Genomic DNA, 19,167 nt, shown 5'->3' on the forward strand with positions numbered 1-19,167 from the left:
TCTTTTCTTGAAATTCTGCCTTTTCATTCCCATATAATTGTTGGAAACGATTCAATCCGTCTGCCTATAATACGTATAGCAGGGTGCCGTTGTGACAAGGTGAATAAGGCCTGACAACCTGTTTTTTTTACTTCCTGCCTGGCTCGTTGCCTACTAACCCACCATTCTTGTGGTGTTTTCATCGACAAGACAGGATACGTTTTATATTGACTTATTATTTCATTTCATATAAATGCCAGTTTTTCTATTAACGGCTGCTGGTGGCCTTGTCCACCGCGTAATAAGACAAATTTGCCAGGCTTGAGGTCTTGAAATGAGTCAGGATAGCACCACGTCACCTTGGACAATTGCCAAGGCCACGGAACAATATGGAATAGACAAGTGGGGAGCGGGCTACTTCTCAATCAATGAGAACGGTCACGTTGTCGTCACTCCCGCAGGTGCCGATAACGGCCCCAAACTGAGTCTTCATGAAATAGCCCGGGAAGTTGAAGACCGTGGTTTGTCCATGCCGGTGATGCTCCGCATCGAAAATATCCTGGGCTCCCAGATCAAGCTCCTGCACGAAACCTTTCGCAAGGTCATCAGGGAAAACAACTACCGGGGCATATTCAAAGGCGTCTTCCCCATAAAGGTGAACCAGCAGGAACAGGTGGTAGAGGCTATCAGTCAGTTTGGCAAAGAGTTCAACCACGGCCTGGAGGCGGGCAGCAAGTCAGAACTCATAGCAGCCATCGCCATGCTACAGAACCGCAACGCCTGCCTGATCTGCAATGGATATAAAGATGAGGAATTCATCGACCTTGGTCTTTTTGCAATCAAGATGGGGTATCAGGTTTTTTTCGTCATCGAGGTGCCCGGCGAGCTGGAACTGATCATTGAGCGGGCGAAATTCCACGATATTAAACCGGCCATAGGTTTTCGAATCAAGCTCTCCACCCAGGCCGAGGGCCAGTGGACCGAGTCTGGTGGTGATGCCTCCGTTTTCGGGCTTTCGATGAGTCATATCATCAATGCCATCGATCGTCTCAAAGATGAGGATATGCTCGACTGCCTGCAGCTTCTCCACTACCACATAGGCTCCCAGATTCCGAACATCTCCGATATCCGCGCCGGTGCCATGGAGGCCTGCCGCCTCTACGAGGAGCTGGTCAAGGAAGGAGCACCCATGGGATATCTTGACCTGGGGGGTGGCCTCGCTGTGGATTACGATGGCTCGAATACCAACACCCACTCCAGCCGAAACTACTCGATAGAAGAGTACTGCTCAGACATCATCGAATCCATCATAACGGTACTTGATAAAAACGATATTCCCCACCCCACCATCATCACCGAGTCTGGCCGGGCCATTGTTGCCTATTGCTCTCTGCTTTTATTCAACATTCTGGATATCAGCTCATTCGAGCCAATGCCCATTCCGGAGAAGCTGCCGGTGGTTGACAACGACCTGCTCGAAAACCTGATGGCCACCTATAATATGGTCGAAGTCAAAAACATCCAGGAGTGCTGCAATGATGCCCTGTTTTATCGCAGCCAGGCACGTCAGCTCTTCAAACACGGTCACATCACCATTCGGGAGCGGGCACTGGCCGAAAACCTCGTTCAGCATACCCTCTTGAAAATATCCGAGATTTCAAAAGGACTGAGCCACATACCGAAAGATGTACAGAAAATAAACAAGCTGATCTATGATATTTATTACGGTAACTTCAGCCTCTTCCAATCGTTACCGGATGTGTGGGCCATCGACCAGATTTTCCCCACCATGCCGATTCACCGACTGAATGAGTTGCCTACACGACCTGCGATCATTTCCGACATCACCTGCGATTCTGATGGCAAAATAGTGAATTTCCCAGACGTCTCACAGGATAAACGTTCTATCATGCTCCACCCGCTTAAAAATGGTGAAGAGTATTATCTTGGCATTTTTCTGGTCGGCGCCTACCAGGAGACCCTCGGCGACCTGCACAACCTCTTTGGCGACACCAATGTTGTCTCAATCCATGTCAACGATGACGGCAGCTACAAGTTTATCAGGGAACTCGAAGGCGACTCGGTCGCCGATGTGCTCTCCTATGTTGAATATGACTTGCGGGCCATAAAGAACCGGCTCAAGCTTATCGCTGAAAACGCTATCCACAAGGGTTTCATCACCCCGCGGGAGCGTAAATCCATCCTCTCAAAATTCGACGAAGGCCTGAGAGGTTATACCTATTTTGAAAAAGAATAAGCCGCAGTACATCAGAAAACTACGGTATCTTCATAAAGGAGAATAGTATGTCACGGGTACTCATTATCGGAGCCGGCGGAGTCGGCAATGTGGTGGCCAAGAAATGTGCGCAGCACAATGAAGTTTTCACCGACATATGGCTGGCCAGCCGCACGGTTTCAAAGTGCGACGCCATCGCCCGGGAAGTGGACAAACTGTACGGCGTAAAGATATCCACCGCCCCGGTTGATGCTGACCAGGTTCCGAAACTGGTTGAACTCCTGAACAGGGTCAAACCGGAGCTGGTTATCAACGTCGCGCTGCCCTACCAGGATCTTACCATCATGGACGCCTGCCTGGAGTGTGGGGTGCACTATCTCGATACCGCCAACTACGAGCCTGAAGACACCGCTCATTTTGAATATAGCTGGCAGTGGGCTTACCAGGACAAGTTCAGGGAAAAAGGGCTGATGGCCGTCCTCGGTTGTGGCTTTGATCCGGGTGTTACCAATATTTTCTGTGCCTGGGCCCAGAAACATCTCTACGACTCCATCGAAACCATCGATATTCTGGACTGTAACGCAGGCGACCACGGCCACCCATTCGCCACTAACTTCAACCCGGAGATCAACATCCGCGAAGTGACCCAGACTGTGCGCCATTGGCATGATGGTGAGTGGATAGAAACCCCTGCTATCTTAAACGACGACTGCGTGCACTTTACCTTCGACTACCCCGTGGCCGGTCCCCGCGAGAGCTATATGCTCTACCATGAAGAGATGGAGTCACTGGTCAAACACATTAAGGGGCTGAAACGCATTCGCTTCTGGATGACCTTTGGCCAGCCGTATCTCACTCATCTGAAGGTGCTTGAAAATGTCGGTATTACCCGTATCGATGAGGTGGAGTATGAAGGCCAGAAGATCGTGCCGATCCGCTTCTTAAAAGCGCTTCTGCCCGATCCGGGTTCCCTGGGCAGCAACTACAGCGGCAAAACCGTTATCGGCTGTGTATTCAAGGGTGAAAAGGATGGCGTTCAGCAGAAGAAGTACATCTATAATATCTGCGACCACGCTGAAGCGTACCAGGAAGTGCAGTCCCAGGCCGTGTCCTACACCACCGGTGTGCCGGCGATGATTGGTGCCATGATGATGCTGAAGGGCATCTGGAAAGGTCAAGGTGTCTTCAACGTCGAGCAGCTTGACCCCGACACCTTCATGGACGAGCTCAACAAAAACGGGCTGCCCTGGCAGGTGATTGATTTTGAAGGCGAACTTCCCGAATAGCAACTATGAACCGCATCGACAAAAAAACTCTGGCCGACTTTCCTGAAAGCATCACAGACCAGGTCGCCACTCCCTGTTATCTCATCAGTGAGGATGCGGTTCGCCGCAATTGCCGGATCCTGGCCTCGGTGCAGGAGCGCACCGGAGCCAAGGTCCTGCTTGCCTTGAAAGCATTTGCCCTGCCTGCTGTCTTTCCCCTTATCAGGGAATATCTGCACGGCGTGTGTGCCAGTGGCCCGATTGAGGCCCAGCTCGGCCGGGAAGAATTCGGCAGGGAAGTACACACTTATGCACCGGCATATACCACTGCCCAGATGGAGCGGGTCATCCGCTTTTCTGACCACATCCTGTTCAACTCCATCCATCAGTGGCACACCCACAGAGACAGCATTGCCACTTCCGGGCGCAATATTGAAATCGGCCTGCGGGTCAACCCCGGCCACGCCGAGGTTGAAATTGATCTGTATAATCCCTGCCTGCCAGGCTCCCGTTTTGGGGTAAGCCCCGAAGATCTTGCAGACGTGGATCTCTCCGGCATCAGCGGACTGCATTTTCACGCACTCTGTGAACAAGGAGCCGACGTACTGGTTCGGGTTCTGAACAGTTTTGAGAATCGGTTCCCGGAAGCAATCAGCAAGATGCGGTGGATAAATTTCGGTGGTGGCCACCACATCACCAGGGAAGATTATGATCTCGATTTGTTGTGCAAAACCATTAATGAGTTTCGCGCCCGCCACAACAATATTCCGGTCTACCTCGAACCGGGTGAGGCGGTAGTGCTCAACGCCGGTGTCTTTGTCACCAGCGTGGTCGATACCATGCATAACGGTGTTGATATCGCCATCCTCGATTCCTCTGCCGAAACCCACATGCCCGACGTATTGGCTATGCCCTATCGTCCCCATGTGATAGGCGGAGGCGCCCCCGATGACCACCCGCACACCTACCGGTTGGGTGGTATCTCCTGCCTGGCCGGGGATATTGTCGGTGACTACTCCTTCAACGAACCACTCAAAGCCGGAACGCGTCTGGTGTTGACCGATATGGCACTCTACTCATTTGTGAAAAACAACACCTTCAATGGCGTTGAGTTGCCTTCGCTCTACACCTGCTCGCTCGCAAGCGGCAGCCCGAAACTTATACGCAGCTTTGACTACTCTGACTACAGGAGCCGGATAGCATGAACCAGGAAATGCCGAGTTTTCATGGTGAGGATGTGGAACCCTCAAAGCCTGAGGATGCTCTCTTCCATGTACTGCCCGTTCCGTTTGAAGAATCGGTGTCCTATGGAGCCGGTACTTCGGCAGGACCGGCGGCAACCCTTGAGGCCTCCTGCCAGCTTGAATTGCTTACCCTCGACGTGGTCCCGGCCGAATATGGCCTCTATACAGCGCCTCCGGTAGACTGTTCCGGCAGATGCGAAAAGGTGCTGGCAAACATCGAAAGGGGTGTTGACGCGACTCTTGGGCTGAACAAAATCCCTGTGATTATCGGTGGTGAGCACACGGTGACCTGCGGCGTCATCCCAGCCCTCAAAAAACATTTTGAAGATTTCGGGGTCATCCAGTTTGACGCCCACGCAGATCTTCGCAACAGCTATCAAGGCTCAGAGTTAAGCCATGCCTGTGTTATGCGGCGAATCCACGAACAGGGAATCCCCATCTACCAGCTGGGCACTCGCAGCTACTCTGTAGAAGAGCGTGATTATCGACAAGAACATGATATAGCGTATCGGGATGCCGAAGATATCTGGAGAAATGGTCACGACCTGAATCTTCCCGATAATTTCCCGGAAAAGGTTTTTATCACCTTTGATATCGACGGACTGGATAGCGCCCTGCTGCCCGCTACAGGCACGCCGGTGCCTGGTGGCCTCAGCTGGTATCAGGCCATGTGGCTGCTTGAACAGATCATGGAGAGCCGTGTCTGCATAGGCTTTGACATGGTCGAGTTCGCACCGATCCCGCAGTTGCATGGCAACGGATTTACCGCCGCGCAACTGGTCTATAATATGATGGGCTATCTGGTGAAAAGTGACAGGAACAGGCGGTACCACAACCTGAGTTAGCAGCCCCGCAAATGCGGAAGTTATTGCAGGATCCCGGAGTCATGCTGGCTCCGGGATCCTTTCATGTACCCAAACGTATCAGCCCACAGCACCTTTGATAATCTCTTTATCAAAATAGTTAATTTCCATTCCGCCATCTACCACGATAGTCTGGGCGTTGATGCCCGAAGATCTCGGCGAGAGCAGAAAGGCTGCGGTATTCGCCGACTCCTGGGTGGTCAGTGCCTGCTTTCGGGGGATGACTTTTTCTGCAAAGAGGTAACTGTCCACATAGCCGGGGATACCGGCTGAAGCTGAAGTCTTCAGTAACCCGGGTGCCACCGCATTGAAGCGAACCTTGGAAAAGGCCGAAAAACTCTTGGCCAGGAAACAGAGTGAAGAGTCCAGTGCCGCCTTGATTGGCGCCATATAGCCATAATTCTCGGCCGCCATACGGGTGGTGGAGATCGAAATGGTCACCACTGAGCCATCTTCTGCAAGCAGCTCCTTGAAATGATTTGAAATGCTGATAAATGAAAAACAGGAAACATTTACCGCCTGGAGAAAGTCCTTCTTCAAGGTCTCGTGAAAAGGCTTAAGCCCTTCGGAATAATTGGCAAATGCGATTGAATGCACCAAACCGCTCAGCTTTATTCCACCACGGCGTTCCAACTCCCGGGCAACTTCATCCCGCACTCTGATAATATTTTCCTCATCCTCCACATCGCACAGAAAAACGGGGGAGTCGGGGAAAAGCTTCTTCGCTGTCTTTCTTCGCTCCTCGGAGCGGACAACATGTATAACTTCTGCACCTTCCGCAACAAGGGTTCGGGCGATGGCGCAGGCGACAGATTTTTTATTAGCCAGGCCGAAAACAACAAACGACTTGCCGGCTACATCCAGAAAACTCATAAGGTTCAATAAATTAAGGGTTAAAGTTCAGGTCAGTATCAAATTACAATACACCAGGGAGATGCTGATAACAATATACAACTACAGACCTGACGGGGAGAGCGGTGGAGGCATTTGGGTTTCACTCAATCATCTCATGAGACACCTCACTTCACTCCGTTCGTCTGCATCAAAGCATTAATTTCCCCCAAATAACAAATTGCTGGGGCAATGTGCCTACCCCAGCAAACTCTTAGCTCCTTTTTATACTGTTCTTTCCGGTATGATTACGTTATATGAACCGCATGACACCCTGATGATTGAACCAAAACCCTGAAAGAACTGTTCCGTGTCAGAGTATTGGACATGGTTTCGATATAACTAGAAGAGTACGGTTTCCATGAGCACATACATAATCGGTATCGATACCGGCGGCACCTTCACCGATGGTGTCCTCCTTGAAAAAGAGACAGGAAAAATTATTGCTTCGGCCAAACAACCAACCACCCACCAGCAACTGGCTCTTGGCACAGGTGAAACATTGGGCGCCCTCCTTCGGCAGAGTAACATTTTACCGGATCAGGTAGAATCACTCGTCGTCTCCTCCACCCTCGCCACGAACTCAGTCGTTGAAAACAAGGGGGCCCGGGTTGCCTTATTGGTGATTGGCTATGTCAAGCATTTCAAACTGCCGGTAAAAGCGGTCATCTACATCAAAGGGGGCCACACCATCACCGGAGCCGAAGAAGAGCCGCTTGATCTCGAATACCTGCTCGAGATCGTCCAGGGCCTTCGCAACGAGGTCGACGCCTATGGTGTCTGCTCGGCGATGTCGATAAAAAACCCAACCCATGAACTGGTTGCTGAAAAAGCTATCAGCATGATCGACCCCAAACCGGTATTCTGTTCACATCGAACCAGTGATATCGCCGGGATGCGCGAGCGCGCCGCAACCGCAGGACTCCACGCTAAACTGATGCCCGTGATGCAGAACTATCTGGACGGTGTCAGTGAGGCCATGGAACAGCTTGAACTCAACTGTCCCGTTTTCGTTGTCAGCGGCAACGGGTCAACGATCGACTCGACAAAAGCCACACATTTTGCCGGTAGCACAGTGGCAAGCGGCCCCGCCTGTACCGCCCATTTCGGTGCAATGCACACAGAAGGCGACGCCCTGGTTATCGATGTAGGTGGCACCACCACCGATATCGCCATGATCAAAAACGGTGCTCCCACCCTCTCCAGTGAAGGGTGTCAGATCGGTGGCTGGAAAACCCATGTCGAGGCGGTGGATATGATGACCCATGGCATCGGTGGTGACAGCCACGCCATTGTTGATGCCAAGGGCAATGTTCAGCTCGGTCCCAAGCGGGTTGTGCCAATATCGATGGCCGGAGATCTTCCCGGAGTAGAGTGTTGGCTTGGCCAGGAAGACCGCTCAAAGCTGATTATCAGCCGGCTTGAAAAAATACCTGCCGATCTCCGACAGGCAGACAACATCACCGCCTTCCTTACCCAAAACGGACCGGCAACGCCTTGGCAGCTTCGAGAACATACCGGGATCGCCGGCATTACCCTGGAAAAGAAGCTGGAGCGCATGGCTAACCTGCAACAGATATATGAGTGCGGCTTCACTCCGACAGATGCTCTGCATGTGCTCGGGAAGATCCATCTCGGCGACAGCAGCGCTGCGGAACGTGCGGCCCGGATACTTGGACAGTATCTCTCCCTGGACGCAGAAGGGTTCAGCGAGCTCATCATTGCCAGGGCTGTGGATACAATTGAAACCCTGATACTCGACTATGTTATTGAACATTATTGGGGAAAATCGCTCACCAGCTTTCTCTCTCAACGCTATGAGCACCCGGTTGTTGGCGTCAATTTCTCAATCAAGATTCCCATGATAGGTATTGGTGCAGCGGCAAGATATCTGTTGCCCGCCGTTGCTGAAAGACTTGGAACAGAAGTGACTTTTCCTGACAACTGTGAAGTAGGCAACGCCATCGGTGCCGCCACCATTGGTATGCGTAGCTCTGTGAAGAAATGAATCGCTGCACATCCAATGAAAAATTTTTTCAAATATTTTTCACCGGGCTCTTTCAGAGCCCGGTGGTCATTTTAACGAAATAGCCTGACAAGCTCAATTTCACCTCCCGCGCGTATTTCTGTAATTCCTTACATACTTCTGCTCTGTTTTCAGCTTCTCTGACAACCTGGCCTGTCTGCCTTTCACCACGCTTTACTCCAAGACCTCCCGCCAATTACGGCAAAAAGGTCCCCTCTTTGCCAGATAATAGTAAGAACGTAAAAGTAGAGTTTGTTGAATATTGATCCGGTTTCTTTACCCCATCACGCCCTTCTCGACCGGAGGGAAAAGGAGATACCACTAAAAATGAAGGCTTTCGACCATTTACGCGTCACAGCCGAAGCCGTGCGGCAATTTGTCAGGATGTCTCAAAGTCCTGTAGCCCCAATGCTTCTTCAGCATACCAGCCTGATTCAGGACGGCTCCAAAGATGCAGACATCAGCCCAATTTATACCAGGGCCACCAATTGGCACTTTGCCCCGCACAACCTTGAACGCTCGACATTGCAGGAACCGATCTGGTCTTTTATGGAGCCGCTCACCTTCCATATTTCTTCAGATTACATACTCAGAAAACGTAGCGAAGAGATGCTGCATGAGGTACGCAAACAATCAAAAAGGGATGTCTTCAAACTCTTGGGCAGAGTCCTCCATCATATCCAGGATATGTCCACACCATCACATGTTGTGCCTGTATATCATGGGCCTCTTATCGCTGACAGCTTTGAGACATACCTGAACAAAATTTATCTGGCTGACGACATGAACATCAACACCATCTCGGCCAATCTGCAGTTCAGCCCAGCCAACTTGACACCACCGGCCGACACCACAGTTGTTGACATTTACATGGAGGCAGGGCAAAAAACACTGCAGTTTCTCAAATCAGAAAACTCCAGCTTTCAAACAGAAAGAAACGGCGTGCGTTGCAACCTGCCCTGGAGTTACTTTTGGGCTGACAAGTCAACACAGCATAAAAACGGTTACCCAACTGAATGCACAATCGGCGGCTTCGGCAGTTTTGGCCCTTTGGGTAAGCACTTTGGCACAGTTGGTGAAATACAGTCTGGTGATGATACTTTTATCATCGAAAATGAAGTCTATGAAAAGTTCTGCACAAACCTGGTTCGCGACATGCTGGTCAACAGCCTGCGGACCCTGTTCCTGCTCGAGCCTGATTTACGACCACTCTGCTAGCCCGAAATTGTCATGCACATTCTGCCTGAATAAAGAAAACACGTTGCCGATTACATCTTAAAGGCCCGAAACAGGGCAAACCCTCCCGGGTCGGGCCTTTAAAACTGAGTGCCTACCGCTCTAGCTGTTACTTGATATGCTCAATGAACCTGTTCGATTCCTCGATGGACTGGTTCATCTTGCTGACCAGCCTGTCGATCTCACCTTTGAGTGAAGCAAACTCACCCTGCAGTGAACCAATGGCCTGAGCATTCAGATTGTGTTTCAGGTACAATACGTTATCCTGAAAGATTCTCAGAACCGGGTCCATACTCTTTTCAGCCTGCCTCATGCTGGAAAGCATCTCACGATAGCGGGCCCTGGTCTTCTGCAGCTTTTCCCTGCTCGAATTGCGAAGCTCACGATTCTGGTACATCTCCAGTTCTTCCTCCCACTCCGCAAAGAGATCTTCAGCAACGTCCTCAACCTTATCAATTCTACTGCGAACCTCGTCAGCAACCTCCACGCTCGCCTCAAATTCGCTGTTGAGCTTATCGTATGCCCGCTTGATGTCAGTCTCTTCCAGCTGGACCACTGAGTTAAACTGCTCAAGCGCAGACTTGAATTGCTCCTGGGCATCCTCCTGGGCGTCCCGGGCACCTTCAACCCTGTCCACCATAATATCGCGTTTATGAATCCCCACCTTTTCCATGGCACTGTAGTATGTCCCGGAACAGCCTGAGAGAGCCAACACCAGCCCGACACCCAAAACCCATAACAATTGGTTATTATTTCTTTTGTACATAGTAATTCACTCATCCCCCCATGGCTGAGAGCAACAATCAGCCTGATATTTATTTTCACCGAACATTCAACGACTCCAAAGATCCGTCATGATACCAGCCAATTGTCCTTTGTGCAAAGCTGAGGTTTACCCAACGGATCTTGCCTCTTCTTTTTTTTGAGGGGTACGCATTTTCATGCAATATCTTCATCTCTTTCCTATAATGGTGAAACGGTGGTACCCTGATCGCAGCTCATTGCCCCCGAACTGATTGCTCCAAGGAAAAGCTATGGATAAAAACAACCGTAAGAAAAAAACATGTGATGGTTGCGGCGGTTCTGGCCAGATTTCTTTTTTTCGTGGCGTGAGCCGGTTTGTGATGGACTGGGATGACTGTCCTGACTGCCTGGGAACCGGTTATGTTGAAGTGGATACAGAGAAAGAAGGTGACAAGACCAACAAGGGTGAGCCTGGGGAATGAGAAATAACTCTACGCTCGACAAAACGAAAAAGGCTGTACAGAGATGAAAAAACGGATACTCGAAATTATTTATACGGCTTTTGCCGAATGGACGGCTGTCGAGCGGTGGGCCTGCACCCAGGGATGCGCTACCTGCTGCACCCAAAATGTGACCATTACCGCACTCGAAGGTGCACAAATCCTCAACCATGTTATCAGTCACGGCAATGAGCAATGGTTCGCCGAAAAACTGAGCGCCCGGGTGATGCCTTTCCATCCATCGCAGACAATGAACGAATACGCACAGATCTGCCTTAACGGCGATGAACCGCCTGAAGAAAGCTGCACTGAACCTGTTCAGGCCTGCCCTTTCCTGGAAAGTGGCAGTTGTACCATCTACGAAGTTCGCCCATTCAGTTGCCGCTGTTTTCTCTCACAAGAGCGGTGCACTCCCAGCCGGCCGGCTCTGGTGGAAAACAAACACCTCGCAGCCTCAACAGCGGTCAGCCAGCTTATCGAACATCTTGGCCAGTTTGAATATTGGGGGAATATGCTTGATGTTCTGCCAGCCATGCTGGACATATCAAAATTTCAGAACATTCGGCGCCATCTCAAAGATCCTTCCCTTGCTGACAACTGCCGCCTGCAAACTTTGAAAGCCAAACCGCTTCCAGGTTTTTTGCTTGGACCTGATGATTACCAGGAGGTAGCTCCACTGCTGGAAGAAGTATTCAACGCAAAAATCGAGGGTAAAACTGTTGAAGCTATTCTCAATGGCGCAGCATGATAATTCACGAGAACTCCATTCATGAAGCGACAGTGGGCCGGATTAACTTGAGGCGTTCCTGAAGAGATAAAGGAAATCACCATACCCCTGCGATTCAAGCTCTTCGGCTGAAACAAAACGGAGAGCGGCCGAGTTGATGCAATACCTGTTGCCCGTCGGTTCCGGGCCATCGACAAAGAGATGGCCCAGGTGTGAATCAGCTTTGGCACTTCGCACCTCCACCCGCACGCTGAAAAGCGACCTGTCTTCCCTGAAAGTCACACACTCAGGAACGATCGGTCTGACAAAACTCGGCCAGCCGGTACCCGAATCATACTTGTCGGTTGAACTGAAAAGTGGGTCCCCGGAGACCACATCGACATAGATTCCCGGTTCCTTGTTGTCCCAGTATTCATTGGCAAATGACGGTTCGGTCCCCCCCTGCCTTGTCACCTCGAACTGAAGAGCGGTAAGTCGCTGCCGCAGCTCATTATCTTTCGGAATCACATAAATATCCGGCTCACTGCCCCAGACCTGCTCTAAAAAACCTGCTCTGCCGGAACCTGTCTTATATGACGAATAGTGATTGGCATTTTTCAGATAGTAGCCCTGGTGATATTCTTCCGCCGGATAAAAAGTTTTCGCTGCACGGACTTCGGTCACTATCGGTCGCTGAAACCTGCCTGAATTCTCCAGCCTCAGCAGTGATCGCTCAGCAATCCACTTCTGCACATCATTGAGGTAAAAGATGACTGTTTTATAGTGGTTGCCGCGATCGGCAAATTGGCCACCCCCATCTGTCGGATCTATCTGACGCCAGAAAACCTCAACCAGTCGCCAGTAGGAAACCTTTTCCGGATCATAGACAATCTGCACCGCCTCCAGGTGCGAAGTCAAACCTGACGCCACCATTTCATAATGCGGTTCCGGTTCATCACCACCGGCATAACCGACTTTTACCTCGACCACCCCGTCAAGAATCTCGAAGGGTTGCTGCATGCACCAGAAGCAGCCGCCACCAAAAAGTGCTTTCTGAAATCTTTGATTATCGTGTGACATGAGATCTGCTCCGATTTGCATTATCGCTAAAGAATGCACACATTGATAATGTCGTGGTTACGATGGACGATATTTTCCATCCCTGGTGTTAGAGATTATGCATTATATCGGATCTCTTCAAGCCATCGTTTCTTAACACAAAATGCCACTCTGTTAATATGTTACATATTCGGTGTTTTTTTTGATTACGTCTTTCGTAAGATCACACCATTTTTCTATTTAAAAATGAAGCCTCGATTGATATAGTGCCGGACATGAAAACGACACAAAATACTAAACGGACCAAGTTCATTTTCGTCACCGGCGGTGTACTCTCCTCCCTGGGCAAAGGCTTAGCCTCTGCTGCCCTCGGAGCATTACTCGAAAGCCGTGGCCTTACAGTAACCTTTCAAAAACTCGACCCTTACATAAATGTCGATCCGGGTACCATGAACCCGTTCCAGCATGGTGAGGTTTATGTAACCAACGATGGTGCAGAGACCGACCTCGACATGGGGCATTACGAGCGCTACACCAATGCTGTCATGGCGCAGATGAATAATTACACTTCCGGGCGTATTTATCACTCTGTCATCTCTAAAGAGCGTCGCGGTGAATATCTTGGCGGCACCGTCCAGGTTATTCCGCACATCACAGACGAAATCAAGGCAGCGGTACTGCAGCTTGATGGCAGCGTCGACGTTGCAATTATCGAAATCGGCGGCACCGTAGGCGATATCGAGGGATTGCCGTTTATCGAGGCAATCCGTCAGCTGCGTGGTGATCTCGGCAGAGAATACTCTCTGTACGTGCACCTCACCCTCGTTCCCTACATCAAAACCGCCGGTGAGGTAAAAACCAAACCTACCCAGCACTCGGTTCGTGAGCTGCGGGCAGACGGCATCCAGCCGGATGTACTCATCTGCCGCACCGAAGTTCCTCTTGATGAGAGTTTAAAGGCAAAAATCGCACTGTTCTGCAACATTGATAAAGATGCTGTTATCACGGCAATAGACTGCGATACCATCTACGAGTTGCCGATCAACCTGCATCGCGAGGGGCTGGATAACAAGATTCTTGAACTCCTCAATGTCTGGACTGGCCAGCCCAACATCAAGCCCTGGGAAGCCCTGGTTCACACCATCAAAAACCCGAAAGACAGCGTAACCATCGCCATTACCGGCAAGTATGTCGATCTGACAGAGTCGTATAAGAGTCTGCATGAGGCGCTTGTTCACGGTGGTCTTGCCAATGGTATCAAGGTTGACCTGCGCTACATCAGCGCTGAAGATCTCGAAGTGAATGATCCGGCAGAAATGTTTGAGGGATGCGATGGTATTCTCGTTCCGGGTGGCTTCGGCAAACGTGGCGCAGAAGGAAAAATCAACGCCATCACCTATGCCCGTGAGAACAAGATCCCATTTTTTGGAATCTGCCTCGGTATGCAGCTCGCCACCATCGAGTATGCCAGAAATGTAGCTGGTATTACCGCTGCAAACTCCACCGAACTCTCCCCGGAGACTCCGGATCCCGTCATTTACCTGATTAAAGAGTGGTTCGACTACAGGACCCAGAAAACCCAGGTGAGGGACGAAACTTCAGACATGGGCGGTACCCTTCGCCTTGGAGCGTATCCATGTGTGCTCAAGGAAGAGAGCTTTGCCCATGCCGCATACGGGGCTAAGGAAATCTTCGAACGCCACAGACACCGCTTTGAGTTTAACAACGAGTATCGGGATGTGCTCGAGGAAAAAGGACTGAGCATTTCAGGTGCGTCGCCAGACAATAACCTGGTTGAGATCGTTGAGATAAGCGATCACCCCTGGTTCCTTGGTTGCCAATTCCATCCGGAGTTCCAATCTAAACCAATGAAGCCGCACCCGCTGTTCAAGGATTTCATCAGCGCAGCACTGGCCAAGAAAAAGAGTTGCTAACAGTATGATAAATGTCAATTCTGTGACCGTTTCCGGTCCCACCGGCGAAGATTTCCTCGTCGGTGATGACCAACCCCTGATGCTGATCGGCGGCCCCTGTGCCCTGGAATCCGAAGAGCTCGCCAGGGAAGTTGCCTCCACCATGAAGGAGATGTGTTCACGCCTCGGCCTTAACTTCGTGTTCAAGGCTTCATTCGATAAGGCGAACCGAACCTCCATCACCTCCTACCGTGGGCCTGGTCTGGAGAACGGTCTGGAGATTCTCGGCAGAATCCGTGAAGACCTGCAGGTGCCCGTAATCTCTGATATCCATGAGGTACACCAAGTCGAACCCGCCGCAGAGGTTCTCGATATCATCCAGATTCCGGCTTTCCTTTGTCGCCAGACAGATCTCCTGGCTGCAGCCGCCAAAAGCGGTAAGCCGGTCAACGTCAAGAAGGGGCAGTTCGTTTCGCCCTGGGATATGAAAAACGTAGTCAATAAGTTACGTGAATCTGGAAGTGAGAAGGTGATGCTGGTCGAGCGCGGGGCAAGCTTTGGTTACAATAACCTGGTTGTCGATATGCGCTCCCTGCCGGTAATGCGCTCACTTGGCTGCCCGGTGGTCTTTGACGCGACGCACTCCGTGCAACTTCCAGGTGGTGCCGGTGGTTCTTCCGGCGGACAACGTGAGTTCATTGCCCCCCTGACCAGGGCTGCAATTGCCGCCGGTATTGACGGGCTCTTTATGGAGATCCACCCAGAGCCTGAAAAGGCGCTCTGCGATGGTCCGAACTCAATCCCTCTGGCAGAGATGGAAGACCTGTTACGCCAACTGGTAAAAATTCGCCAGGCGGTGACCACCAGTTAGCCGGTCACCCAGGATCACAGCACGAATCATATGGCTGAACTGCACTATAAGAAAGCGGTTCAGCCTTTTTCGCATACAAGGAAAAAATTTACATTCCCCATGACAGAGTCCTGTACCCCACAACCGCCGGGAGCATATCCATCAGACTGTGAAGTCATGGATGGGTACCGCAAGATGGCCCGCGAACGAGAATTGAACTCCCTCTCAGGTATTGATCCCCTCGTTCTTGAAAAAGCGAAAAACATCAAATTGCTGTTGCTTGATGTCGATGGTGTTCTTACCGACGCCGCTCTACTCTACACCAGCAACGGTGAAGAATGTAAAGCATACAATACCCAGGACGGCTTTGGAATTTCCCTGCTGCACCAGGCGGGACTCGAAACAGGTATTATCACTGCGAGAAAATCAGCCATGGTCGAACGTCGGGCAAATGAGCTTAACATCACCCATATCTACCAGGGCGCCAGAAAGAAAAACGAGGCGTTCAAGGAGATTCTGAAAAGCACAGGCATCAAACCCTTTGAAGTCGCTTACATGGGAGATGACTGGCTCGATCTCATATTGCTGCAGCAGGTGGGGCTGGCCGTAACCCCGGCCAATGGTGCCGATGAACTCAAGAGTGTGGTACACTACATCACATCACGCCCCGGCGGCCACGGTGCTGTTCGTGACTGCTGTGATCTCATCCTTAAAGCGCGCGGCGATCACCAGAAACTGCTCAGACAATACACTTTGGGATGATCAAACGACGAAACCTCATCTGGCTTGTACCCCTGGCACTGATATTCTCTTTTCCGGCCTGGAAAATACCGGTGGGCAACTTTCTCACGCCTCGCGGCGGTGCAGACTCCGAGTCGATACCCGGTAAAGAGCAGTCCCAGAATTTCAACATGGAGCAGGTCAAAATCGTCCAGAGCAAAAACGGCAGGATTACCGCTGAGATCCGTGCAGTATCTGCATTTACAACGGAAAAGACCGGCGAATATATGCTGGACAAGGTCGATGCGGATATCTTCAATGAGTCTGGAGATATTACCAATGTCGTCGCCAAAAGAGGTATCTTTGACGGCCAGAGTGAAGTGCTCACCCTGATGGACGATGTGGTCATAACCAAGCAGAAGGATGACCAGAACCTCTACACAGACCTGTTTTATTACAACGACAAGGATCAGACAGTTCATTGCCCCGGCCCCACCCGGATAGAGGGTGAGGGTATCCAGGTAGATGGTACATCCTTCGATTATGATATGGCCGAAGGGTACTACGAAATGGAAGGTCGGGTACTCTGCCTGATTGAAGGCTCTATTTCTTCGTGATGAACGGAAAAGGCCGCATCAACCACAAGCCCCGGCCTGCTCACAGCTGAAAACCTCAAAACCATTCCCTGTTGCGCGCCAGCGAACATTCACGTCCCAGAGCAGCACCCCAAACTCCCGCACCGCTGCACGCTGGCTTGCGGGCCTCGGATCATATTGCAGAGTCTGAACAATAAGTTCCCGCAATTCCCGGCCGGTCTCATGCTGATATTGTCGACAAAAATCCTCCACCTGCTGAGCTATTCGCAGTTCAACCTTCGGGATGGGATCAAATGTGTAACCACAACCAGCCTCATCGACCACATCTGAGTATGGTACGTATGGCTTGATATCCAGTACCGGCGTACCATCGAGCAGATCAACCCCGGAAAGCTCAAGCCTGACCGGCCCGTCATCCTTCACTATCTTTTCAAGACGAACCGCAGACATGCCGATGTGATTGGGCCTGTGGGGGCTTCGGCTTGCATAAACGCCAACCCGCTTCTGTCCCCCCAGGCGAGGAGGCCTTGCTGTGGGCTTCCAACCCTCTGCCACCGTTTCGTGAAAGAGAAAAATGATCCAGATATGAGTGAACTTATCCAACTGATTGAACATCTCGGGTCGCCCAAAATCAGGATAAAAATGCAAAATACCTTTGGCGGCCGTCACCAGCCGGGGCTGCCTGGGTACCCCGAATTTTTCGGAGTAGCAAGAGTGTATTACACCAATTGGTTCGACATTGTATGAAGACATTTTCTACGTCGTGCTCCCTGACCACATTCAAAAATATAAAAGAGAACACCAGATACCATGGTGCCCCATACTTGCTCAGCAATTCCCAAAAGGGTATCTTTCATCACATTTCCATACTATTACAACCATTACTGGAAGTAATTCAGGATATGGAAATCCTCTTCCGTCCACACCGGCCGGATAATACCACAGCAGCCTGAGGAGCAAAAGTGAACTCACCCCACGACAGTTTCGCACCCTCAAGTCAGAAGCCGGTTCGTCTTGCAGCATGTATTACCGCCCATGGGTTTGGCCACTCCACCCGGTCAATAGCAATTCTGCAGGCGGCACAAAGAAAGTGCCCGCATCTGGAATTACTGCTCTTCACCACCGCCCCCGCCCACCTCTTTGAGGAGTCGTTAAAAAATTTCACCATTATCCCTATCGAAAACGATGTAGGTCTCATCCAGCGTGACGCACTGACAGCAGACCTTCCCGCCACCATAAAGGCTCTGGACAGACTGTTTCCACTTTCTCCTCAACATATTCACTCTGTGGCAGAAAAGCTGGCCGGGTGTTCAGCCGTTCTCTCGGACATCTCCCCGCTCGGAATAGTCTCAGCCTCAGCCGCCAATATCCCGTCAGTGCTTGTTGAAAATTTCACCTGGGACTGGATATATAAGCCATTCGCCGCCTCCTTTCCTGAAATTGTGCCGCATATCGAAACGCTGAGATCAATCTACACTAAAGCCACCCACCACATCCAGACTGAACCGGTATGTGTCCCAACTTCAACCGCGCAACGTTGCGGCCCGATCTTTCGATTCAGCAGCGCCAGCCCCGCTCAAATCAAAGCAAACATAAAAGAAGAATTTTGTGTGGGCGACCGTCACTTGATCCTGGTCTCCATGGGAGGCTTCAATTTTTCACTCTCCCTCTGGACCGAGATCTTTGAACGCAAAGATTATTTCTTTCTTCTTGCAGGTCAGCCCGAACAAAAACGTATTGCCGGCAACGTCATGAGCCTGTGCCACGACTCAGGTTATTATCATCCGGACCTGATTGCGGCCGCTGACCTTGTAATCTGTAAAAGCGGATACTCAACTATTGCCGAATGTTTCCAGGCAGGCACCCGGGTCATTGGCATAGACCGGCCCTTTTTCGCCGAATCAGCAATACTTGCCAACTTCGTTACAACAACACTCAAGGGCAAGGTAATAAACGATACAGACTTTATCGAGGGCAGGTGGCTGAACTTGATCGATAACTCTGTGAAGGAGCCAAGACCTCGGCCTGCAGAGAACAACTGTGCGGACCAGGTTGCCGACATTCTGCTCAACTATTGCAGGTGATTTTACAGATCGACAAAATAGTTACCGAAAAATCGCCGAAGAGAGACGACACACTTGACTTTTACGAAGAGTCTTTTACGCTGCATCACTAATACCAATATCCCATGAACATTTTGTCGAAATACAGAATCATGATGTGCGTATCAGACATCATCAACAATCGAATTCTGTATTCTATCGGTTCAGACATTTGTGATAATCCCCTCATTATCACAGTGCTGTCAGCTCACCCTATGGAGCTTTTGCAACAGTTGG

General features: G+C 50.8%; 17 protein-coding genes. 13 read left to right on the forward strand and 4 right to left on the reverse strand.

Features of this window, described 5'->3' with window-relative positions:
* Positions 1-313 precede the first annotated feature (313 nt).
* The 4 genes from speA to speB are packed head-to-tail and all read left to right on the forward strand — an operon-like array spanning position 314 to position 5,569.
* Positions 314-2,236: a biosynthetic arginine decarboxylase gene (gene speA, locus FCL45_RS02845; protein ID WP_136796143.1), complete on the forward strand. Its 1,923-nt coding sequence runs from the start codon at positions 314-316 to the stop codon at positions 2,234-2,236.
* A gap of 47 nt (positions 2,237-2,283) precedes the next feature.
* Positions 2,284-3,501 carry a saccharopine dehydrogenase family protein gene (locus FCL45_RS02850; RefSeq protein ID WP_136796142.1) on the forward strand — a complete coding sequence of 406 codons (1,218 nt, stop codon included), beginning with the start codon at positions 2,284-2,286 and terminating at the stop codon, positions 3,499-3,501.
* A gap of 5 nt (positions 3,502-3,506) precedes the next feature.
* Positions 3,507-4,685 (forward strand): carboxynorspermidine decarboxylase, encoded by a 1,179-nt coding sequence (gene nspC / locus FCL45_RS02855; protein WP_136796141.1) that lies wholly within the window; start codon positions 3,507-3,509, stop codon positions 4,683-4,685.
* Entirely contained in the window at positions 4,682-5,569 is an 888-nt protein-coding gene (gene speB / locus FCL45_RS02860; protein WP_136796140.1) for an agmatinase, read from the forward strand. Before nspC ends, speB begins: the two co-directional genes overlap by 4 nt.
* Positions 5,570-5,647: 78 nt before the next feature.
* Here the strand turns inward: speB and FCL45_RS02865 are convergent, their stop codons facing one another.
* Positions 5,648-6,460 carry an enoyl-ACP reductase FabI gene (locus tag FCL45_RS02865; protein WP_136796139.1) on the reverse strand — a complete coding sequence of 271 codons (813 nt, stop codon included), beginning with the start codon at positions 6,458-6,460 and terminating at the stop codon, positions 5,648-5,650.
* A 379-nt stretch (positions 6,461-6,839) separates the two neighbouring features.
* On the opposite strand from FCL45_RS02865, the gene FCL45_RS02870 reads away from it, so the two are divergent.
* A complete protein-coding gene (locus tag FCL45_RS02870) occupies positions 6,840-8,486 on the forward strand; it encodes a hydantoinase/oxoprolinase family protein (protein WP_136796138.1) in 1,647 nt (548 codons plus the stop codon).
* Between the two features lie 345 nt (positions 8,487-8,831).
* Entirely contained in the window at positions 8,832-9,722 is an 891-nt protein-coding gene (locus tag FCL45_RS02875; protein WP_136796137.1) for a phospholipase C/P1 nuclease family protein, read from the forward strand.
* Positions 9,723-9,849: 127 nt separating this feature from the next.
* On the opposite strand, the gene FCL45_RS02880 is transcribed toward FCL45_RS02875, so the two are convergent.
* Positions 9,850-10,506: a DUF2959 domain-containing protein gene (locus tag FCL45_RS02880; protein WP_136796136.1), complete on the reverse strand. Its 657-nt coding sequence runs from the start codon at positions 10,504-10,506 to the stop codon at positions 9,850-9,852.
* 268 nt (positions 10,507-10,774) lie between these two features.
* Between FCL45_RS02880 and FCL45_RS02885 the strand changes: the two genes are divergently transcribed.
* Both FCL45_RS02885 and FCL45_RS02890 read left to right on the forward strand, forming a co-directional pair.
* Positions 10,775-10,966: a hypothetical protein gene (locus tag FCL45_RS02885; RefSeq protein ID WP_136796135.1), complete on the forward strand. Its 192-nt coding sequence runs from the start codon at positions 10,775-10,777 to the stop codon at positions 10,964-10,966.
* A gap of 43 nt (positions 10,967-11,009) precedes the next feature.
* Entirely contained in the window at positions 11,010-11,732 is a 723-nt protein-coding gene (locus tag FCL45_RS02890) for a YkgJ family cysteine cluster protein (protein WP_136796134.1), read from the forward strand.
* Positions 11,733-11,774: 42 nt separating this feature from the next.
* On the opposite strand, the gene msrB is transcribed toward FCL45_RS02890, so the two are convergent.
* Entirely contained in the window at positions 11,775-12,770 is a 996-nt protein-coding gene (msrB, locus tag FCL45_RS02895) for a peptide-methionine (R)-S-oxide reductase MsrB (RefSeq protein WP_136796133.1), read from the reverse strand.
* Positions 12,771-13,024: 254 nt separating this feature from the next.
* Between msrB and FCL45_RS02900 the strand changes: the two genes are divergently transcribed.
* The 4 genes from FCL45_RS02900 to lptC are packed head-to-tail and all read left to right on the forward strand — an operon-like array spanning position 13,025 to position 16,849.
* Entirely contained in the window at positions 13,025-14,683 is a 1,659-nt protein-coding gene (locus tag FCL45_RS02900) for a CTP synthase (RefSeq protein ID WP_136796132.1), read from the forward strand.
* Between the two features lie 4 nt (positions 14,684-14,687).
* A complete protein-coding gene (gene kdsA, locus FCL45_RS02905; RefSeq protein WP_136796131.1) occupies positions 14,688-15,533 on the forward strand; it encodes a 3-deoxy-8-phosphooctulonate synthase in 846 nt (281 codons plus the stop codon).
* A gap of 30 nt (positions 15,534-15,563) precedes the next feature.
* A complete protein-coding gene (locus FCL45_RS02910; RefSeq protein ID WP_228721434.1) occupies positions 15,564-16,274 on the forward strand; it encodes a KdsC family phosphatase in 711 nt (236 codons plus the stop codon).
* The gene (gene lptC, locus FCL45_RS02915) at positions 16,271-16,849 is read left to right on the forward strand and encodes an LPS export ABC transporter periplasmic protein LptC (RefSeq protein ID WP_136796130.1); all 579 of its coding nucleotides are present in this window, start codon (positions 16,271-16,273) and stop codon (positions 16,847-16,849) included. Before FCL45_RS02910 ends, lptC begins: the two co-directional genes overlap by 4 nt.
* Before the next feature lie 18 nt (positions 16,850-16,867).
* Here the strand turns inward: lptC and tsaA are convergent, their stop codons facing one another.
* A complete protein-coding gene (gene tsaA / locus FCL45_RS02920) occupies positions 16,868-17,581 on the reverse strand; it encodes a tRNA (N6-threonylcarbamoyladenosine(37)-N6)-methyltransferase TrmO (protein WP_136796129.1) in 714 nt (237 codons plus the stop codon).
* A gap of 209 nt (positions 17,582-17,790) precedes the next feature.
* Here tsaA and FCL45_RS02925 point away from each other — a divergent pair, with 209 nt between their 5' ends.
* Positions 17,791-18,912 (forward strand): glycosyltransferase, encoded by a 1,122-nt coding sequence (locus tag FCL45_RS02925; protein WP_136796128.1) that lies wholly within the window; start codon positions 17,791-17,793, stop codon positions 18,910-18,912.
* Positions 18,913-19,167: the final 255 nt, after the last annotated feature.

The organism is Desulfosediminicola ganghwensis (genome assembly GCF_005116675.2).
In the GTDB taxonomy this organism is placed as follows: Bacteria; Desulfobacterota; Desulfobulbia; order Desulfobulbales; family Desulfocapsaceae; genus Desulfopila; species Desulfopila ganghwensis.